The following is a 12,354-nucleotide window of genomic DNA, read 5'->3' as shown; positions in this document are numbered from 1 at the left end:
TGCCCCTACTTTTTGTCCTGAACAGTGCCGCCGTGTAGAATCGCGCGTTTTTTGAGCAATCAGAGACCCGCCGGAATGAAGCTGTTCGCCACTCGTTGCCTGCCCGTTGTCGCCTTTTCCCTGCTGTTGGCTGCCTGCCAGACCGTCCAGCAAGTGGCCGACGTACCAACGGACGAACTGGTTAGCAGCTTCCGCCAACTTGACCAGGACCTGTCCGAAGGCAAGCTCACCGAGGCCGAAGGCCGCCTCAAGGGCCTGGAAAGCACCGCCGCTGGCGATACTCGCCTTGAGCAATACCAGCGTCAGCTTGCCGAAGCCTGGCTGAAGCGCGGCCAGGCCGCACTGCAGCAAGGCGACCTGGACACTGCCGCCAAGGCGCTCAGCCATGCCCGCAGCCTGCTGCCCCAGGCCCCCGCCTTGGCCACCGGCCTGGACGGTGCCCTCGACAAGGCCCGTGAAGCGGCCGAAGCCCGTGCCGAGCAAACCCGTCGCGCCGCCGAGGCCGCAACCGCCAAGGAAAATGCGGCACGCCTGGAGCAGGCCCGCCAACTGCGCGAAGCCGCCGAGCGCCAGGCCGCCGCCATCCAGGCGAACACCACACTGCCCAACGCCCCCGAGGGTGAGAAACCCGTCGTCCAGGCCGCCAAGCCGCTGCGCGCCCTGACGCCGCTGGTGGAAATGCCGCAACTCGACCGTGACGACAACGAGAACCTGCGTCGCCTGCTCGATGGTGTGGCCGCCGATATCGTCGCCCACGATTGTGCCGTGCAGATTCAGGTGCGCGAGGCCAAGGACTACCCCTGGGTCGCCGCCCTGTTGTCGGCACGGGTGAAGAAACTCGACCCCGGCTTCAAGGCGCAGTACAGCCAGGCCCTGAAGCCCGATCAGGTACCTCGCCTGGTACTCAGCCCCCGCCACTGAACGCCCCTGCGGGGTGGCGACTAGACTGCAGAAGATCCGCCTGTCGCTTATTCCCTATTGCTATAGCCATAGGTCCAGAAAGATTTTCTGTGCCTATGTACCAACAGGTAAACTTGCCGGTTTTTAGCCGATCCGGCTAACGACGAACCCACAAGGTTTCCGCAGTGATCGAATTTCATAACGTCCACAAGGCGTACCGCGTCGAAGGCCGCGAAATCCCAGCCCTGCAGCCGACCGACCTGGCCATCCAGAGTGGCGAAGTGTTCGGCCTGATCGGCCATTCGGGCGCCGGCAAGAGCACCCTGCTGCGCTTGATCAACCGCCTGGAAGAGCCCTCCGGCGGTCGCATCGTCATCGATGGCGAAGACATCACCGCCCTCGACAGCGAAGGCCTGCGCCGCTTCCGTCAGCGCGTAGGGATGATCTTCCAGCACTTCAACCTGCTGTCGTCCAAGACCGTGGCCGATAACGTCGCCCTGCCACTCAAGCTGGCCGGCGAACTGTCGCGCAGCGAGATCGATCGCCGCGTTGCCGAACTGCTCGCCCGCGTCGGCCTCAGCGACCATGCGCGCAAGTACCCGGCACAGCTTTCCGGCGGCCAGAAGCAGCGCGTCGGCATCGCCCGCGCGCTGGCTACCCAGCCGAAGATCCTGCTCTGCGACGAAGCCACCAGCGCCCTCGACCCGCAGACCACTGCCTCGGTTTTGCAGCTGCTGGCCGAGATCAACCGTGAACTGAAACTCACCATCGTCCTCATCACCCACGAGATGGATGTAATCCGTCGGGTCTGCGACCGCGTGGCAGTCATGGATGGTGGCGTGATCGTCGAGCAAGGTGCGGTGGCCGATGTGTTCCTGCATCCCCGACACGCCACCACCCAGCGCTTCGTGCTCGAGGACGAGCAAGTGGACGAGGGTGAGCAGCGCGATGACTTCGCCCACGTCGCCGGCCGCATCCTGCGCCTGACCTTCCGCGGCGAAGCGACCTACTCCCCGCTGCTGGGCACCGTCGCGCGCCAGACCGGCGTTGACTACAGCATCCTTGCCGGGCGCATCGACCGCATCAAGGACACCCCCTATGGCCAGCTGACCCTGGCCCTGACCGGCGGCGACATTGACGCCGCGCTCGTCTGCTTCCGCGAGGCCGACGTGCACCTGGAGATCCTGCGCTGATGGACGCCTTGCTCGCCAATATCGACTGGTACGAAATCTGGCTCGCCACCGTCGACACCTTCCTGATGCTGGGCGGCTCGCTGCTGTTCACCGTGCTGCTCGGCCTGCCGCTGGGCGTGCTGCTGTTCCTCACCGGCCCGCGCCAGCTGTTCGAACAGAAAGCCGTGTACGGCCTGCTGTCGCTGCTCGTCAACGTGCTGCGCTCGCTGCCCTTCATCATCCTGCTGATCGTGATGATTCCCTTCACCGTGTTCATCACCGGCACCTCCCTGGGCGTCGCCGGCGCCATCCCGCCGCTGGTGGTCGGTGCCACACCGTTCTTCGCGCGCCTGGTGGAAACCGCCCTGCGCGAGGTGGACCGCGGCATCCTCGAAGCGACCCAGGCGATGGGCGCCACCACCCGGCAGATCATCGTCAACGCGCTGCTACCGGAAGCGCGGCCGGGAATCTTCGCCGCCATTACCGTCACGGCCATCACCCTGGTGTCCTACACCGCGATGGCGGGTGTGGTGGGCGCGGGCGGCCTGGGCGACCTGGCCATCCGCTTCGGCTACCAGCGTTTCCAGACCGACGTGATGGTCGTCACCGTGATCCTGCTGCTGGTACTCGTACAAATCCTGCAAACCGTCGGCGACAAGCTGGTGGTGCACTTCTCTCGTAAATGACCCAGGCCGGCGCCGACCGCGCCGCCAAATGACTTCCCACAAGGAGCCGCTCATGAAGAAACTGCTGGTGGCGTTCGCCGCCCTGACCGCCCTCTCCGCCCAGGCCGACACCCTGAAAGTCGCCGCCACCCCGGTGCCCCACGCAGAGATCCTCGAGTTCATCAAGCCACAGCTGGCCAAAGAAGGCGTGGACCTGCAGGTGAAAGTCTTCACCGACTATGTGCAGCCCAACGTACAGGTCGCCGAAGGCCGCCTGGACGCCAACTTCTTCCAGCATCAGCCCTACCTCGACGAGTTCAACAAGGCCCGTCAGACCAAGGTGAAACTGGTGTCCGTGGTGGGCGTGCACGTCGAGCCCTTCGGCGCTTACTCCAGCAAGGTGAAATCCCTGGCCGAACTGCCCGAAGGCGCCCAGGTGGTCATCCCCAACGACGCCACCAACGGCGGCCGTGCCCTGCTGCTGCTGGACAAGGCCGGCGTGATCAAGCTGAAGGACAACACCAGCATCACCGCCACCCCGAAGGACATCCTCGAGAACCCGAAGGGCATCAAGGTGCGCGAGCTCGAAGCCGCGACCCTGCCGCGCGTGCTGAATCAGGTTGACCTGGCGCTGATCAACACCAACTACGCCCTGGAAGCCAAGCTGAACCCCACCAAGGACGCCCTGGTGATCGAAGGTAGCGACTCGCCCTACGTGAACATCCTGGTTGCCCGCGAGGACAACAAGGCCAGCGCCGACATGCAGAAACTGGCCAAGGCCCTGAACAGCCCCGAGGTGAAGAAGTTCATCGAGGAGAAGTACAAAGGCGCCGTGGTGCCGGCGTTCTGATCACTTCGCGCTGAATGAAAAAGCCCGCTCGATTGAGCGGGCTTTTTTGTGGGTGTCGAGGTATCCGTGGGCAGCACCAACTGTAGGGGCGAACTCATTCGCTATGTCTGCATGACGTGTTGCAAGCAGCGCATGGTCCGTAGGAGCTGGCTTGCCAGCGAATGGCCCCGTTTCGCTGGCAAGCCAGCTCCTACAAGGCTCTTGGCCCGATGGTAGATCTCTCGTAACAGCTAACGCAGACATAGCCAATTCATTCGCCAAGGGCTGCGAAGCGGTCCCGAGCTCAGCCCTTCGGCGTCACCAGCCCCGGCAGTTGCTCCTTGAGCTTCTGGTTGTTCAGCGGCGAGCGGATGAAACCACGCTGGGTGCCGTCCGGGCCCAGGACCACCAGGTTGCCACTGTGGTCCACGGTGTAGTTTTCCTTGCTGGTGTCAGCCGGGATGAAGGGGATGCTTACCGCATTGGAGAGTTTCTGCAGGGTCGGCAGGTCGGCGGTCAGGCCGATGAAGGCCGGGTCAAAGTAGCCCAGGTACTGCTTGAGCTGCTGCGGCGTGTCGCGGTAGGGGTCGACGCTGACGAGGATGATCTGCAGGTTGTTGCGCGCCTCCTCCGGCAGCAGGCCCTTGAGTTCGCGCATTTGCGCCAGCGTGGTGGGGCAGATGTCCGGGCAGAAGGTGTAGCCGAAGAACACCAGGCTCCACTTGTCCTTGAACTGGTCGACGCGCATCTTTTCGCCGTCCTGGTTGGTCATTTCCAGTTCCGGCAGGGTGCGGCTCTGCGGCAGCAGGACGATGCCGGCATCGAGCAATTTGGTCGGGTCGGCCTGAGCCTGGCCGGTCAGGACTTTGTGCACGGTGAGGCCAAGCACCACGGCAACCAGGGCGACGAGGACGAAGACGGTTTTCTGGATTCGGGTCATAGGTTCAGCATCAGGTAGTGGTCCACCAGCAGGGCGATGAACAGCAGGAAGAGGTAGGCGATAGAGTACTTGAAGGTCTTGATCGCGGCGTGCGGTCTGCTGTCACGGTACAGCACCCAGGCCCATTGCAGGAAGCGCGCACCCAGGGCCACCGCGCAAACCAGATAGAGCACGCCGCTCATGTGGATGGCATAGGGCAGCAGGCTCACCGCGAACATCACCAGCGTATAGAGCAGGATGTGCACCTTGGTGTAGTGCTCACCGTGGGTCACCGGCAGCATCGGGATATCGGCCTTGGCGTATTCCTCTTTGCGATGAATGGCGAGCGCCCAGAAGTGCGGAGGGGTCCAGGCGAAGATGATCAGTACCAGCAGCAGCGGTTCGGCGGACAGGTGGCCGGTGACCGCTACCCAGCCGAGGAGCGGCGGTGCGGCGCCGGCCAGGCCGCCGATAACGATGTTCTGCGGCGTGGCGCGCTTGAGGAAGCCGGTGTAGAGCACCGCATAACCCACCAGCGAAGCCAGGGTGAGCCAGGCCGTCAGTTCGTTGGTGAAGGCCAGCAGCAGGGCCTGGCCGACGAGCGCCAGGATGAAGGCGAACGCCAGGGCCGCGACCGGCGAGACACGCCCATTCACCACCGGGCGCTTCAGCGTCCGCGCCATGATCGAATCGATGCGCCGGTCCACCACATGGTTGACCGCCGCTGCTGCGCCCGCGCAGAGGCCGATGCCGAGGTTGCCGAACAGCAACACCGTCCAGGGCACGCCGGCGCGCGTGGCGAGGAACATGCCCACCAGCGAGGTGATCAGCATCAGCACCACTACCTTGGGCTTGGTCAGCTCCAGGTAGTCGCGCCAGCTGGCGTGGGCCTGGCTGTGTCCTCGGCTGAGCAGAGTGGCCATGGCGTCTCTCCTTCTTCTTGTGTTCAGGCAGGCTTGCCGGCGTGATGCCGAGCAGCCGTAGCGGACGTGTCGGCGGCCGGCGCCGGTGCACGCACCCGGTAATTCACTGAAACCAACACCAGCAGCAAAAGGGCGCCACCGCCGTTGTGGGCGACCGCCACCGGCAGCGGCAGATGGAACAGCACATTGCTGATGCCCAGCCCCACCTGCAGGCAGAGTGCCGCCAGCAGCAGTCCGGCCAGTCGCGACAGTCCATTGCGATGGAGTTGCCAGGCAACACCCAGCAGCACGAGGGTCACGACCAGCGCACCGAGGCGGTGAGTCATGTGAATGGCGGTGCGGGCGTCGCTGTCGAGCTGGCCGCCCAGGTAGTTGGGGCCGATGTGCTGAGTCAGGTGGAAACCATTGGCGAAGTCCATCGCTGGCCACCACTCGCCGTGGCAGGTGGGCAGGTCGACGCAGGCTACCGCTGCATAGTTGGAGCTGACCCAGCCGCCCAACGCGATCTGCCCGATCACCAGTACCAGCCCCAAGGCTGCCCAGCGCCGAAGTCGGGACGGCAGCTCGAGGGCGGGGAAAGCGTTGGACAGCCGCAGACAGAGCAGCAACAACAGTGACAGGGTGGTGAAACCGCCCAACAGATGCGCGGTGACGACCTGGGGCCAAAGCTGCAGGGTCACCGTCCACATGCCGAACGCGGCCTGTGCGATCACCACGCCCACCAGCAGCAACGGCAACTTCAGTGGCTGTCCGTCGTGACCACGCTGGCGCACGGCATGGACGGCAAGGCCGAGGATCACCAGTCCCAGGGCACCGGCGAAATAGCGGTGGACCATTTCGTTCCAGCCCTTGTCGGCTTCCACCGGCGCGTGGGGGAAGTTGGCTTCGGCATGGGCCAGCTGGGCTTCGGTCTGCGGCACGGCGATGAAGCCGTAGCAGCCGGGCCAATCCGGGCAACCGAGGCCGGCATGGGTCAGGCGGGTGTAGGCGCCCAGTAGCACGACCACAACCGCCAGCAGGATGGCGAACAGCGCGAGGCGGAATCCGGGCAGGCTCTTGTACTTATCCACAGCAACCGCTCCTCACCTTTCCAGTGAAAGGGGTCGTTCAACCGATATTGGACAGCTTCAGCAGGTGGCGCAGGTCGTTGAGAATCTGCTTTCCCTTCGTGGTGCCGTCGTAGCGCAGGACCAGATTGCCGTGGGGGTCGACTATCCACAGCAAGGCGCCGCCAAGGTTCTCGGTGCTCTTACCGTAGGCGCCGGCATCCAGGCCATAGCGCTTGAGCTGGGGGTACTCCTGCTTGAGCTTGTCGGCGTAATCCGCTGGCAACCCGGTAACGGCCAGCGCGTGGCTGGCGCGGGAGGCATCGCGACCCAGGCCGATATGGATTTGCCGCGCGGCATAGACCAACGCCTGGCAATCGGCCTCGCAGCCGCCCGGAGCGGTCACCAGCAGTTGCCAGGTTTCCTGCGGCGCCGCGTCCTGCACGCCGAGGTTGGCCAGCGTCTGGCCATTGCCAATCAGGACACCGTGATAGCTGCGGCCCTCCGGCACCCAGAAGCTGAACTTGTACATGGCCGTGGCAAGCATCATCGGGCCGATCACCACCATCAGGATCAGCAGCAGTTGAATCCGCCCACGGCGGCGCGGCGGTGCGGCCTCAGGCATGGCGAGTGCTGGGTTCATTGTTGTTCTCCCGTCCTTTGCGCAATCCGAAATAGATGAAAAGGCCGAACAGGGCCGCCGCCAGGGCGAACCACTGCACGGCGTAGCCGAGGTGTTTTTCCGGCCCCATGGCGACCACCGCCCAGTCAGTGCGGTAAGCCGCCGCGCCTTCTTCCAGGCGCAGCTCCAGGGGCAGGCCGCTGCGACCGAGGTGCTGCCAGAGACCCGCGGTATCCACCTGGTTGATCAGTTGAGGCCAGCCGCTCGCTTCCAGGTGCTTGAGTTCGAAGGCAGCGCCCGGCGGCACGTAGGCCCAGGCAACGAGTTCCAGCTCGCCTGCGGGGGTAGTGAAGGCTGGCGCCACGCGGCGGTCCGGCCAGGGCAGCCAGCCACGGTTGACCAGGAGCCATTGCCCGCTCGTGCTGTCCTGAAAGGGTTGCAGCAACTCGATGCCGGCCTTGCCGTCGCGGATGCGGCTGTCCAGAAACAGGCTGTGCGCCGCGTCGAAATGGCCGCGCAGGCGTACACGCAGGTAGGCGGGAGCGGGACTGGCGAGGAGCTGTTCGATCGCGACAGGCGAGGCGAGGCGGCGGGCATCGGCGGCAGCCAGTAGCTGGCGTTTCTCTTCCGCGCGCGCGAGCTGCCAGAAGCCCAGCCCGAGCAACACCGGCAGCATGGCCAGCACCACCAGGGTGGGCACCAGGCCGGGCCGGAAGGCGCTCAGGAGCGCCGTCCGTGAGGCTGAGCAGGGCTGGCTATACTGCACAACATCCCCCTTCCCCCGGAGTCACGCATGCTCAAGGCAGCGATCGTCCTCATGTTGCTTGCCACGGTGGTCAGCCTGTTCAGCGGCCTTTTCTTCCTGGTCAAGGACGAAGGCCGCAGCTCCCGCGTGGTCAATGCGCTAACGGTTCGTGTGGTCCTGGCCGCCCTGACCCTGGCGCTCATCGCCTGGGGTTTCTACAGCGGCCAGTTCGTTTCTCAAGTCACCTGGTAGACCGGAAGCCCCCACCTCCGGCCACCGTTTTCACAGCACGTAGACGAAGGTGAACAGGCCGATCCACACCACGTCCACGAAGTGCCAGTACCAGGCCGCCGCCTCGAAGCCGAAATGGTGATCGCTGTCGAAGTGGCCACGCAGGATTCGGATCAGCATCACCGTCAGGATCAGCGCCCCCATGGTTACGTGGGCACCGTGGAATCCGGTGAGCATGAAGAAAGTGGCCCCGTAGATGCCCGACCCCAGGGTCAGCCCCAGCTCCTTGTAGGCATGGATGTATTCCTCGGCCTGGAAGCCCAGGAACACCACACCCAGCAGGATGGTCGCCGCCAACCAGGCCTTGAGCGGACCACGCTTGTTCTTGCGCAGGGCATGGTGGGCGAAGGTCACGGTGAAACTGGACGTCACCAGCAGAAGGGTGTTGATCAGCGGCAGGTGCCAGGGGTCGATCACGGCCTTGGGCGGCGGGAACAGCTTGGAGTCCGGGTTCTCCAGCAGCGGCCAGGCGTACTCGAAACTCGGCCAGAGCATGTTGGAGATACCCTTGTCGCCCTCGCCTCCAAGCCAGGGGCCGGCGAAGTAGCGAACATAGAAGAGGGCGCCGAAGAAGGCGGCGAAGAACATCACCTCGGAAAAGATGAACCAGCTCATGCCCCAGCGGAAGGAACGGTCCATCTGCCCGCTGTACAGGCCCGAACGGCTCTCGCGGATCACCGCGCCGAACCAGCCGAACATCATGTAGGCGATCAACAGTCCGCCGACGAAGAAGATCATCGGCCCGTTGGATTCCGGGCGGTCGTACTTCAGGTCGTTGAACCAGGTTCCCAGCCCATAGACCGTGACCAGCAAGGCAATGGTGGCGATGATCGGCCACTTGCTCTGGGCCGGAACGTAATAGTGCTCGTGACTTGCCATCGTTGTTGTTCTCCTTATCGTCCCGTCAGCCGTCATTCCTGGCGACTGGTGGCTTGCGGGCGGTGATATCGAACAGCGTGTAAGCGAGTGTCAGGTGATGCACATCGGCCGGCAGGTCACGGTCGACGATGAAGCGCACCGGCATCTCGATGCGCTCGCCGGGCTGCAGGACCTGCTGGGTGAAGCAGAAGCATTCGGTCTTGTGGAAGAAGGCCGCCGCCTTGGACGGCGCCACGCTGGGAATCGCCTGGGCGGTCATTGGCTTGTCGGTCGGGTTGTAGGCGACGAACAGCATCTCGTTGCTCGCGCCCGGATGCACCACCAGGTCATCCGCCCTGGGGCGAAATTCCCAGCTCATCCCCGCCGCGTTGGTGGCGAGGAACTGCACCCGCACCTGACGTTGCTGGTCTTCGGACTGCGCGCCCTCGTAGGCCGAGCCCGTGGTCTTGCCGTTGATGCCGAAGGCCTGGCACATCACGTCGTAGATCGGCACCAGGGCAAAACCGAAGCCGAACATCGCCACCACCAGCACCAACAGGCGCTGGATCAGGCGGCGAGTGCTCAATTCCCCGCTCATCTCACTTCACTTCCGGTGGCGTGGTGAAGGTGTGGTAAGGCGCCGGCGAAGGCACCGTCCACTCCAGCCCCTCGGCGCCATCCCAGGGCTTGGCCGGGGCTTTCTTGCCGCCACGGATGCACTTGATGACGATGAACAGGAAGAGGAACTGGGTCGCGCCGAAGCTGAAGGCGCCGATGGACGAGATCATGTTGAAGTCGGCGAACTGCAGGTTGTAGTCCGGAATCCGCCGCGGCATGCCGGCCAGCCCCACGAAGTGCATAGGAAAGAAGGCCATGTTCATGCCGATGAAGCTCAGCCAGAAGTGCAGTTTGCCGAGGGTCTCGTCGTACATGTGGCCGGTCCATTTCGGCAGCCAGTAGTACGCCGAGGCGAAGATGCCAAAGATGGCGCCCGGCACCAGCACGTAGTGGAAGTGCGCCACCACGAAGTAGGTGTCGTGGTACTGGAAGTCCGCCGGTGCGATTGCCAGCATCAGCCCCGAGAAGCCACCGATGGTGAACAGGATGACGAAGGCCACGGCGAACAACATCGGCGTCTCGAAGGTCAGCGAGCCTTCCCACATGGTGCTCACCCAGTTGAACACCTTCACCCCCGTGGGCACGGCGATCAGCATGGTGGCGAACATGAAGAACAGCTCACCGGTCAGCGGGATGCCCACGGTGAACATGTGGTGCGCCCAGACGATGAACGAGAGGAAGGCAATCGACGCCGTGGCGTAGACCATCGAGGTGTAGCCGAACAGCGGCTTGCGGCTGAAGGCCGGAATGATCGCGCTGACCGCACCGAAGGCGGGCAGGATCATGATGTACACCTCAGGATGGCCGAAGAACCAGAACACATGCTGGAACAGCACCGGGTCACCGCCGCCGGCAGCACTGAAGAAGCTGGTGCCGAAGTGGATGTCCATCAGCATCATCGTCACGCAGCCGGCCAGTACCGGCATCACCGCGATCAGCAGGAAGGCGGTGATCAGCCAGGTCCAGACGAACAGCGGCATCTTCATCAGGGTCATGCCTGGAGCGCGCAGGTTGAGGATGGTGGCGATCACGTTGATCGCCCCCATGATCGAACTGATGCCCATCAGGTGGATGGCGAAGATGAAGAACGTCACGCTCTCCGGCGCGTAGGTCGTGGATAACGGCGCGTAGAAGGTCCAGCCGAAGTTGGGCCCTCCGCCTGCGGAGAACAGCGTGCTGACCAGCAGGCCGAAGGCAGCCGGCAGCAGCCAGAAGCTGAAGTTGTTCATCCGCGGCAGCGCCATGTCCGGCGCGCCGATCATCAGCGGGATCATCCAGTTGGCCAGGCCGACGAACGCCGGCATCACCGCGCCGAAGACCATGATCAGGCCGTGCATGGTGGTCATCTGGTTGAAGAACTCGGGCTGGACGATCTGCAGGCCGGGCTGGAACAGCTCGGCGCGGATCACCATGGCCATCGAGCCGCCCAGCAGGAACGCGGCGAAGCTGAACCACAGGTACATGGTCCCGATGTCTTTGTGGTTGGTGGTCAACACCCAACGCATCAGGCCCTTGGCCGGACCGTGGTGGTGATCATGCCCGGCATGATCGTGGTCGATCACTGCACTCATGTCAGTCTCCCTATAGGCCGGTGTGTTCTTCATTGGCTTTCCGCCTGCTTCAGGGCGAGCACTTCCTTCGGCGTCACCATGTCGCCGGTGTTGTTACCCCAGGCGTTGCGCTCATACGTGATGACGGCGGCGATATCGACCTCGGAAAGCTGCTTGCCGAAGGCGGCCATGGAGGTGCCGGGCTTGCCGTGGAAGACAATGTTGAGGTGATCTGCCTTGGGTCCGGTGGCGATCTTCGAACCCTTGAGCGCCGGGAACATGGGTGGCATGCCCTGGCCCTCCGGCTGGTGACAGGCCGCGCAGCTGGTGTGGTAGACCTTGTCGCCGCGCTCGACCAGCTCTTCTAGCGTCCACTCCTTGTCGGTCAGCTCCTTGAGCTTGGCCGTCTCTTCCTTGCGCTGGGCCAGCCACTTGGCGAAGTCCTCCTGGGACTTTGCCTCGACCACGATGGGCATGAAGCCGTGGTCCTTGCCGCACAGTTCGGTGCACTGGCCACGGTAGAGGCCGGGCTTTTCGATGCGGGTCCAGGATTCGTTGACGAAGCCGGGAATCGCATCCTTCTTCACCGCCAGCGCAGGTACCCACCAGGAGTGGATCACGTCGGCCGCGGTGATCAGGAAGCGCACCTTGGTGCCCACCGGAACCACCAGCGGCTGGTCGACTTCCAACAGGTAGTGCTCGTCCTTCGGCGCCTTGTTGTGGATCTGATCGGCAGGTGTGGCCAGGTTGCTGAAGAACTCCACGTCCTGGCCCAGGTACTTGTAGTGCCATTTCCACTGGTAACCGGTGATCTGCACATCCAGTCCGGATTCGGAGGTGTCATAGATGTCGATCAGGGTCTTGGTCGCCGGCACCGCCATCAGCACGAGGATGACGAAGGGCACGACGGTCCAGAGGATTTCCACAGTGGTGCTCTCGTGGAAATGCGCCGGCTGTTGGCCGGTGGAGCGGCGGTGGATGATCATCGACCAGAACATGGCACCAAAGACCACAACGCCGATAACGACGCAGATCCAGAAGATGGTCATGTGCAGATCGAAAACGGTGCGGCTGACCTCGGTAGCGCCGGGCGCCATGTTGACTGTCCAGGCAGCCTCCGCCTGGCTGAGAATCGACCACAGCAGGAGTCCCATCCAGACTCGTGGATGTCGCATCATTGCGGGTTCCCCTTCTCGTTCTTGTTATCCCGCCGGCT

The 12,354-nt window shown here is 63.8% G+C and carries 14 protein-coding genes; 5 read left to right on the top strand and 9 right to left on the bottom strand.

The features are described from left to right. Window positions 1-75 precede the first annotated feature (75 nt). The 4 genes from G559_RS0104310 to G559_RS0104295 all read left to right on the top strand — a co-directional run bounded on the left by G559_RS0104310 (window position 76) and on the right by G559_RS0104295 (window position 3,587). The gene (locus tag G559_RS0104310; protein ID WP_028627076.1) at window positions 76-921 is read left to right on the top strand and encodes a PA5502 family lipoprotein; all 846 of its coding nucleotides are present in this window, start codon (window positions 76-78) and stop codon (window positions 919-921) included. A gap of 164 nt (window positions 922-1,085) precedes the next feature. Continuing rightward, complete coding sequence (locus G559_RS0104305) at window positions 1,086-2,093, top strand: methionine ABC transporter ATP-binding protein (RefSeq protein ID WP_028627075.1); 1,008 nt, start codon at window positions 1,086-1,088, stop codon at window positions 2,091-2,093. Next, window positions 2,093-2,758, top strand: coding sequence for a methionine ABC transporter permease (locus G559_RS0104300; protein WP_028627074.1), 666 nt, complete (start codon window positions 2,093-2,095; stop codon window positions 2,756-2,758). The genes G559_RS0104305 and G559_RS0104300 overlap by 1 nt, the downstream gene beginning before the upstream one ends. Before the next feature lie 52 nt (window positions 2,759-2,810). Beyond that, complete coding sequence (locus tag G559_RS0104295) at window positions 2,811-3,587, top strand: MetQ/NlpA family ABC transporter substrate-binding protein (RefSeq protein ID WP_028627073.1); 777 nt, start codon at window positions 2,811-2,813, stop codon at window positions 3,585-3,587. Window positions 3,588-3,870: 283 nt separating this feature from the next. On the opposite strand, the gene G559_RS0104290 is transcribed toward G559_RS0104295, so the two are convergent. The 5 genes from G559_RS0104290 to G559_RS0104270 are packed head-to-tail and all read right to left on the bottom strand — an operon-like array spanning window position 3,871 to window position 7,800. Next, entirely contained in the window at window positions 3,871-4,506 is a 636-nt protein-coding gene (locus G559_RS0104290) for an SCO family protein (RefSeq protein ID WP_028627072.1), read from the bottom strand. Continuing rightward, window positions 4,503-5,408: a heme o synthase gene (cyoE, locus tag G559_RS0104285; protein ID WP_028627071.1), complete on the bottom strand. Its 906-nt coding sequence runs from the start codon at window positions 5,406-5,408 to the stop codon at window positions 4,503-4,505. Before cyoE ends, G559_RS0104290 begins: the two co-directional genes overlap by 4 nt. 23 nt (window positions 5,409-5,431) lie before the next feature. After that, window positions 5,432-6,478: a COX15/CtaA family protein gene (locus G559_RS28415; protein ID WP_051246389.1), complete on the bottom strand. Its 1,047-nt coding sequence runs from the start codon at window positions 6,476-6,478 to the stop codon at window positions 5,432-5,434. 37 nt (window positions 6,479-6,515) lie between these two features. Then, complete coding sequence (locus tag G559_RS0104275; protein WP_245586466.1) at window positions 6,516-7,097, bottom strand: hypothetical protein; 582 nt, start codon at window positions 7,095-7,097, stop codon at window positions 6,516-6,518. Then, window positions 7,072-7,800, bottom strand: a complete 729-nt coding sequence (locus G559_RS0104270) for an SURF1 family protein (RefSeq protein ID WP_028627069.1) — start codon at window positions 7,798-7,800, stop codon at window positions 7,072-7,074. Before G559_RS0104270 ends, G559_RS0104275 begins: the two co-directional genes overlap by 26 nt. 69 nt (window positions 7,801-7,869) lie before the next feature. Between G559_RS0104270 and G559_RS0104265 the strand changes: the two genes are divergently transcribed. Then, window positions 7,870-8,073 (top strand): twin transmembrane helix small protein, encoded by a 204-nt coding sequence (locus G559_RS0104265; RefSeq protein WP_028627068.1) that lies wholly within the window; start codon window positions 7,870-7,872, stop codon window positions 8,071-8,073. A gap of 30 nt (window positions 8,074-8,103) precedes the next feature. Here the strand turns inward: G559_RS0104265 and G559_RS0104260 are convergent, their stop codons facing one another. From G559_RS0104260 to coxB, 4 genes are read right to left on the bottom strand one after another with little or no spacing between them, the layout of a single operon-like run. After that, a complete protein-coding gene (locus G559_RS0104260) occupies window positions 8,104-8,991 on the bottom strand; it encodes a cytochrome c oxidase subunit 3 (RefSeq protein WP_028627067.1) in 888 nt (295 codons plus the stop codon). A gap of 25 nt (window positions 8,992-9,016) precedes the next feature. Then, window positions 9,017-9,568: a cytochrome c oxidase assembly protein gene (locus G559_RS0104255; RefSeq protein WP_028627066.1), complete on the bottom strand. Its 552-nt coding sequence runs from the start codon at window positions 9,566-9,568 to the stop codon at window positions 9,017-9,019. A gap of 1 nt (window position 9,569) precedes the next feature. After that, window positions 9,570-11,159 carry a cytochrome c oxidase subunit I gene (ctaD, locus tag G559_RS0104250; RefSeq protein WP_028627065.1) on the bottom strand — a complete coding sequence of 530 codons (1,590 nt, stop codon included), beginning with the start codon at window positions 11,157-11,159 and terminating at the stop codon, window positions 9,570-9,572. Between the two features lie 29 nt (window positions 11,160-11,188). Further along, window positions 11,189-12,316 carry a cytochrome c oxidase subunit II gene (gene coxB / locus G559_RS0104245; protein WP_028627064.1) on the bottom strand — a complete coding sequence of 376 codons (1,128 nt, stop codon included), beginning with the start codon at window positions 12,314-12,316 and terminating at the stop codon, window positions 11,189-11,191. Window positions 12,317-12,354 lie beyond the last annotated feature (38 nt).

Source organism: Metapseudomonas resinovorans DSM 21078 (genome assembly GCF_000423545.1).
Taxonomy (GTDB): domain Bacteria; phylum Pseudomonadota; class Gammaproteobacteria; order Pseudomonadales; family Pseudomonadaceae; genus Metapseudomonas; species Metapseudomonas resinovorans.
Note: the sequence above shows the minus strand (reverse complement) of the source record. Positions and strands in the feature narration are given on the sequence as shown.

Coding starts and splice junctions, on each gene's coding strand:
- G559_RS0104310 (WP_028627076.1), top strand. CDS start 76: ATGAAGCTGTTCGCCACTCGTTGCCTGCCCGTTGTCGCCTTTTCCCTG.
- G559_RS0104300 (WP_028627074.1), top strand. CDS start 2,093: ATGGACGCCTTGCTCGCCAATATCGACTGGTACGAAATCTGGCTCGCC.
- G559_RS0104295 (WP_028627073.1), top strand. CDS start 2,811: ATGAAGAAACTGCTGGTGGCGTTCGCCGCCCTGACCGCCCTCTCCGCC.
- G559_RS0104290 (WP_028627072.1), bottom strand. CDS start 4,506: ATGACCCGAATCCAGAAAACCGTCTTCGTCCTCGTCGCCCTGGTTGCC.
- cyoE (WP_028627071.1), bottom strand. CDS start 5,408: ATGGCCACTCTGCTCAGCCGAGGACACAGCCAGGCCCACGCCAGCTGG.
- G559_RS0104275 (WP_245586466.1), bottom strand. CDS start 7,097: ATGAACCCAGCACTCGCCATGCCTGAGGCCGCACCGCCGCGCCGCCGT.
- G559_RS0104265 (WP_028627068.1), top strand. CDS start 7,870: ATGCTCAAGGCAGCGATCGTCCTCATGTTGCTTGCCACGGTGGTCAGC.
- G559_RS0104260 (WP_028627067.1), bottom strand. CDS start 8,991: ATGGCAAGTCACGAGCACTATTACGTTCCGGCCCAGAGCAAGTGGCCG.
- G559_RS0104255 (WP_028627066.1), bottom strand. CDS start 9,568: ATGAGCGGGGAATTGAGCACTCGCCGCCTGATCCAGCGCCTGTTGGTG.
- ctaD (WP_028627065.1), bottom strand. CDS start 11,159: ATGAGTGCAGTGATCGACCACGATCATGCCGGGCATGATCACCACCAC.
- coxB (WP_028627064.1), bottom strand. CDS start 12,316: ATGATGCGACATCCACGAGTCTGGATGGGACTCCTGCTGTGGTCGATT.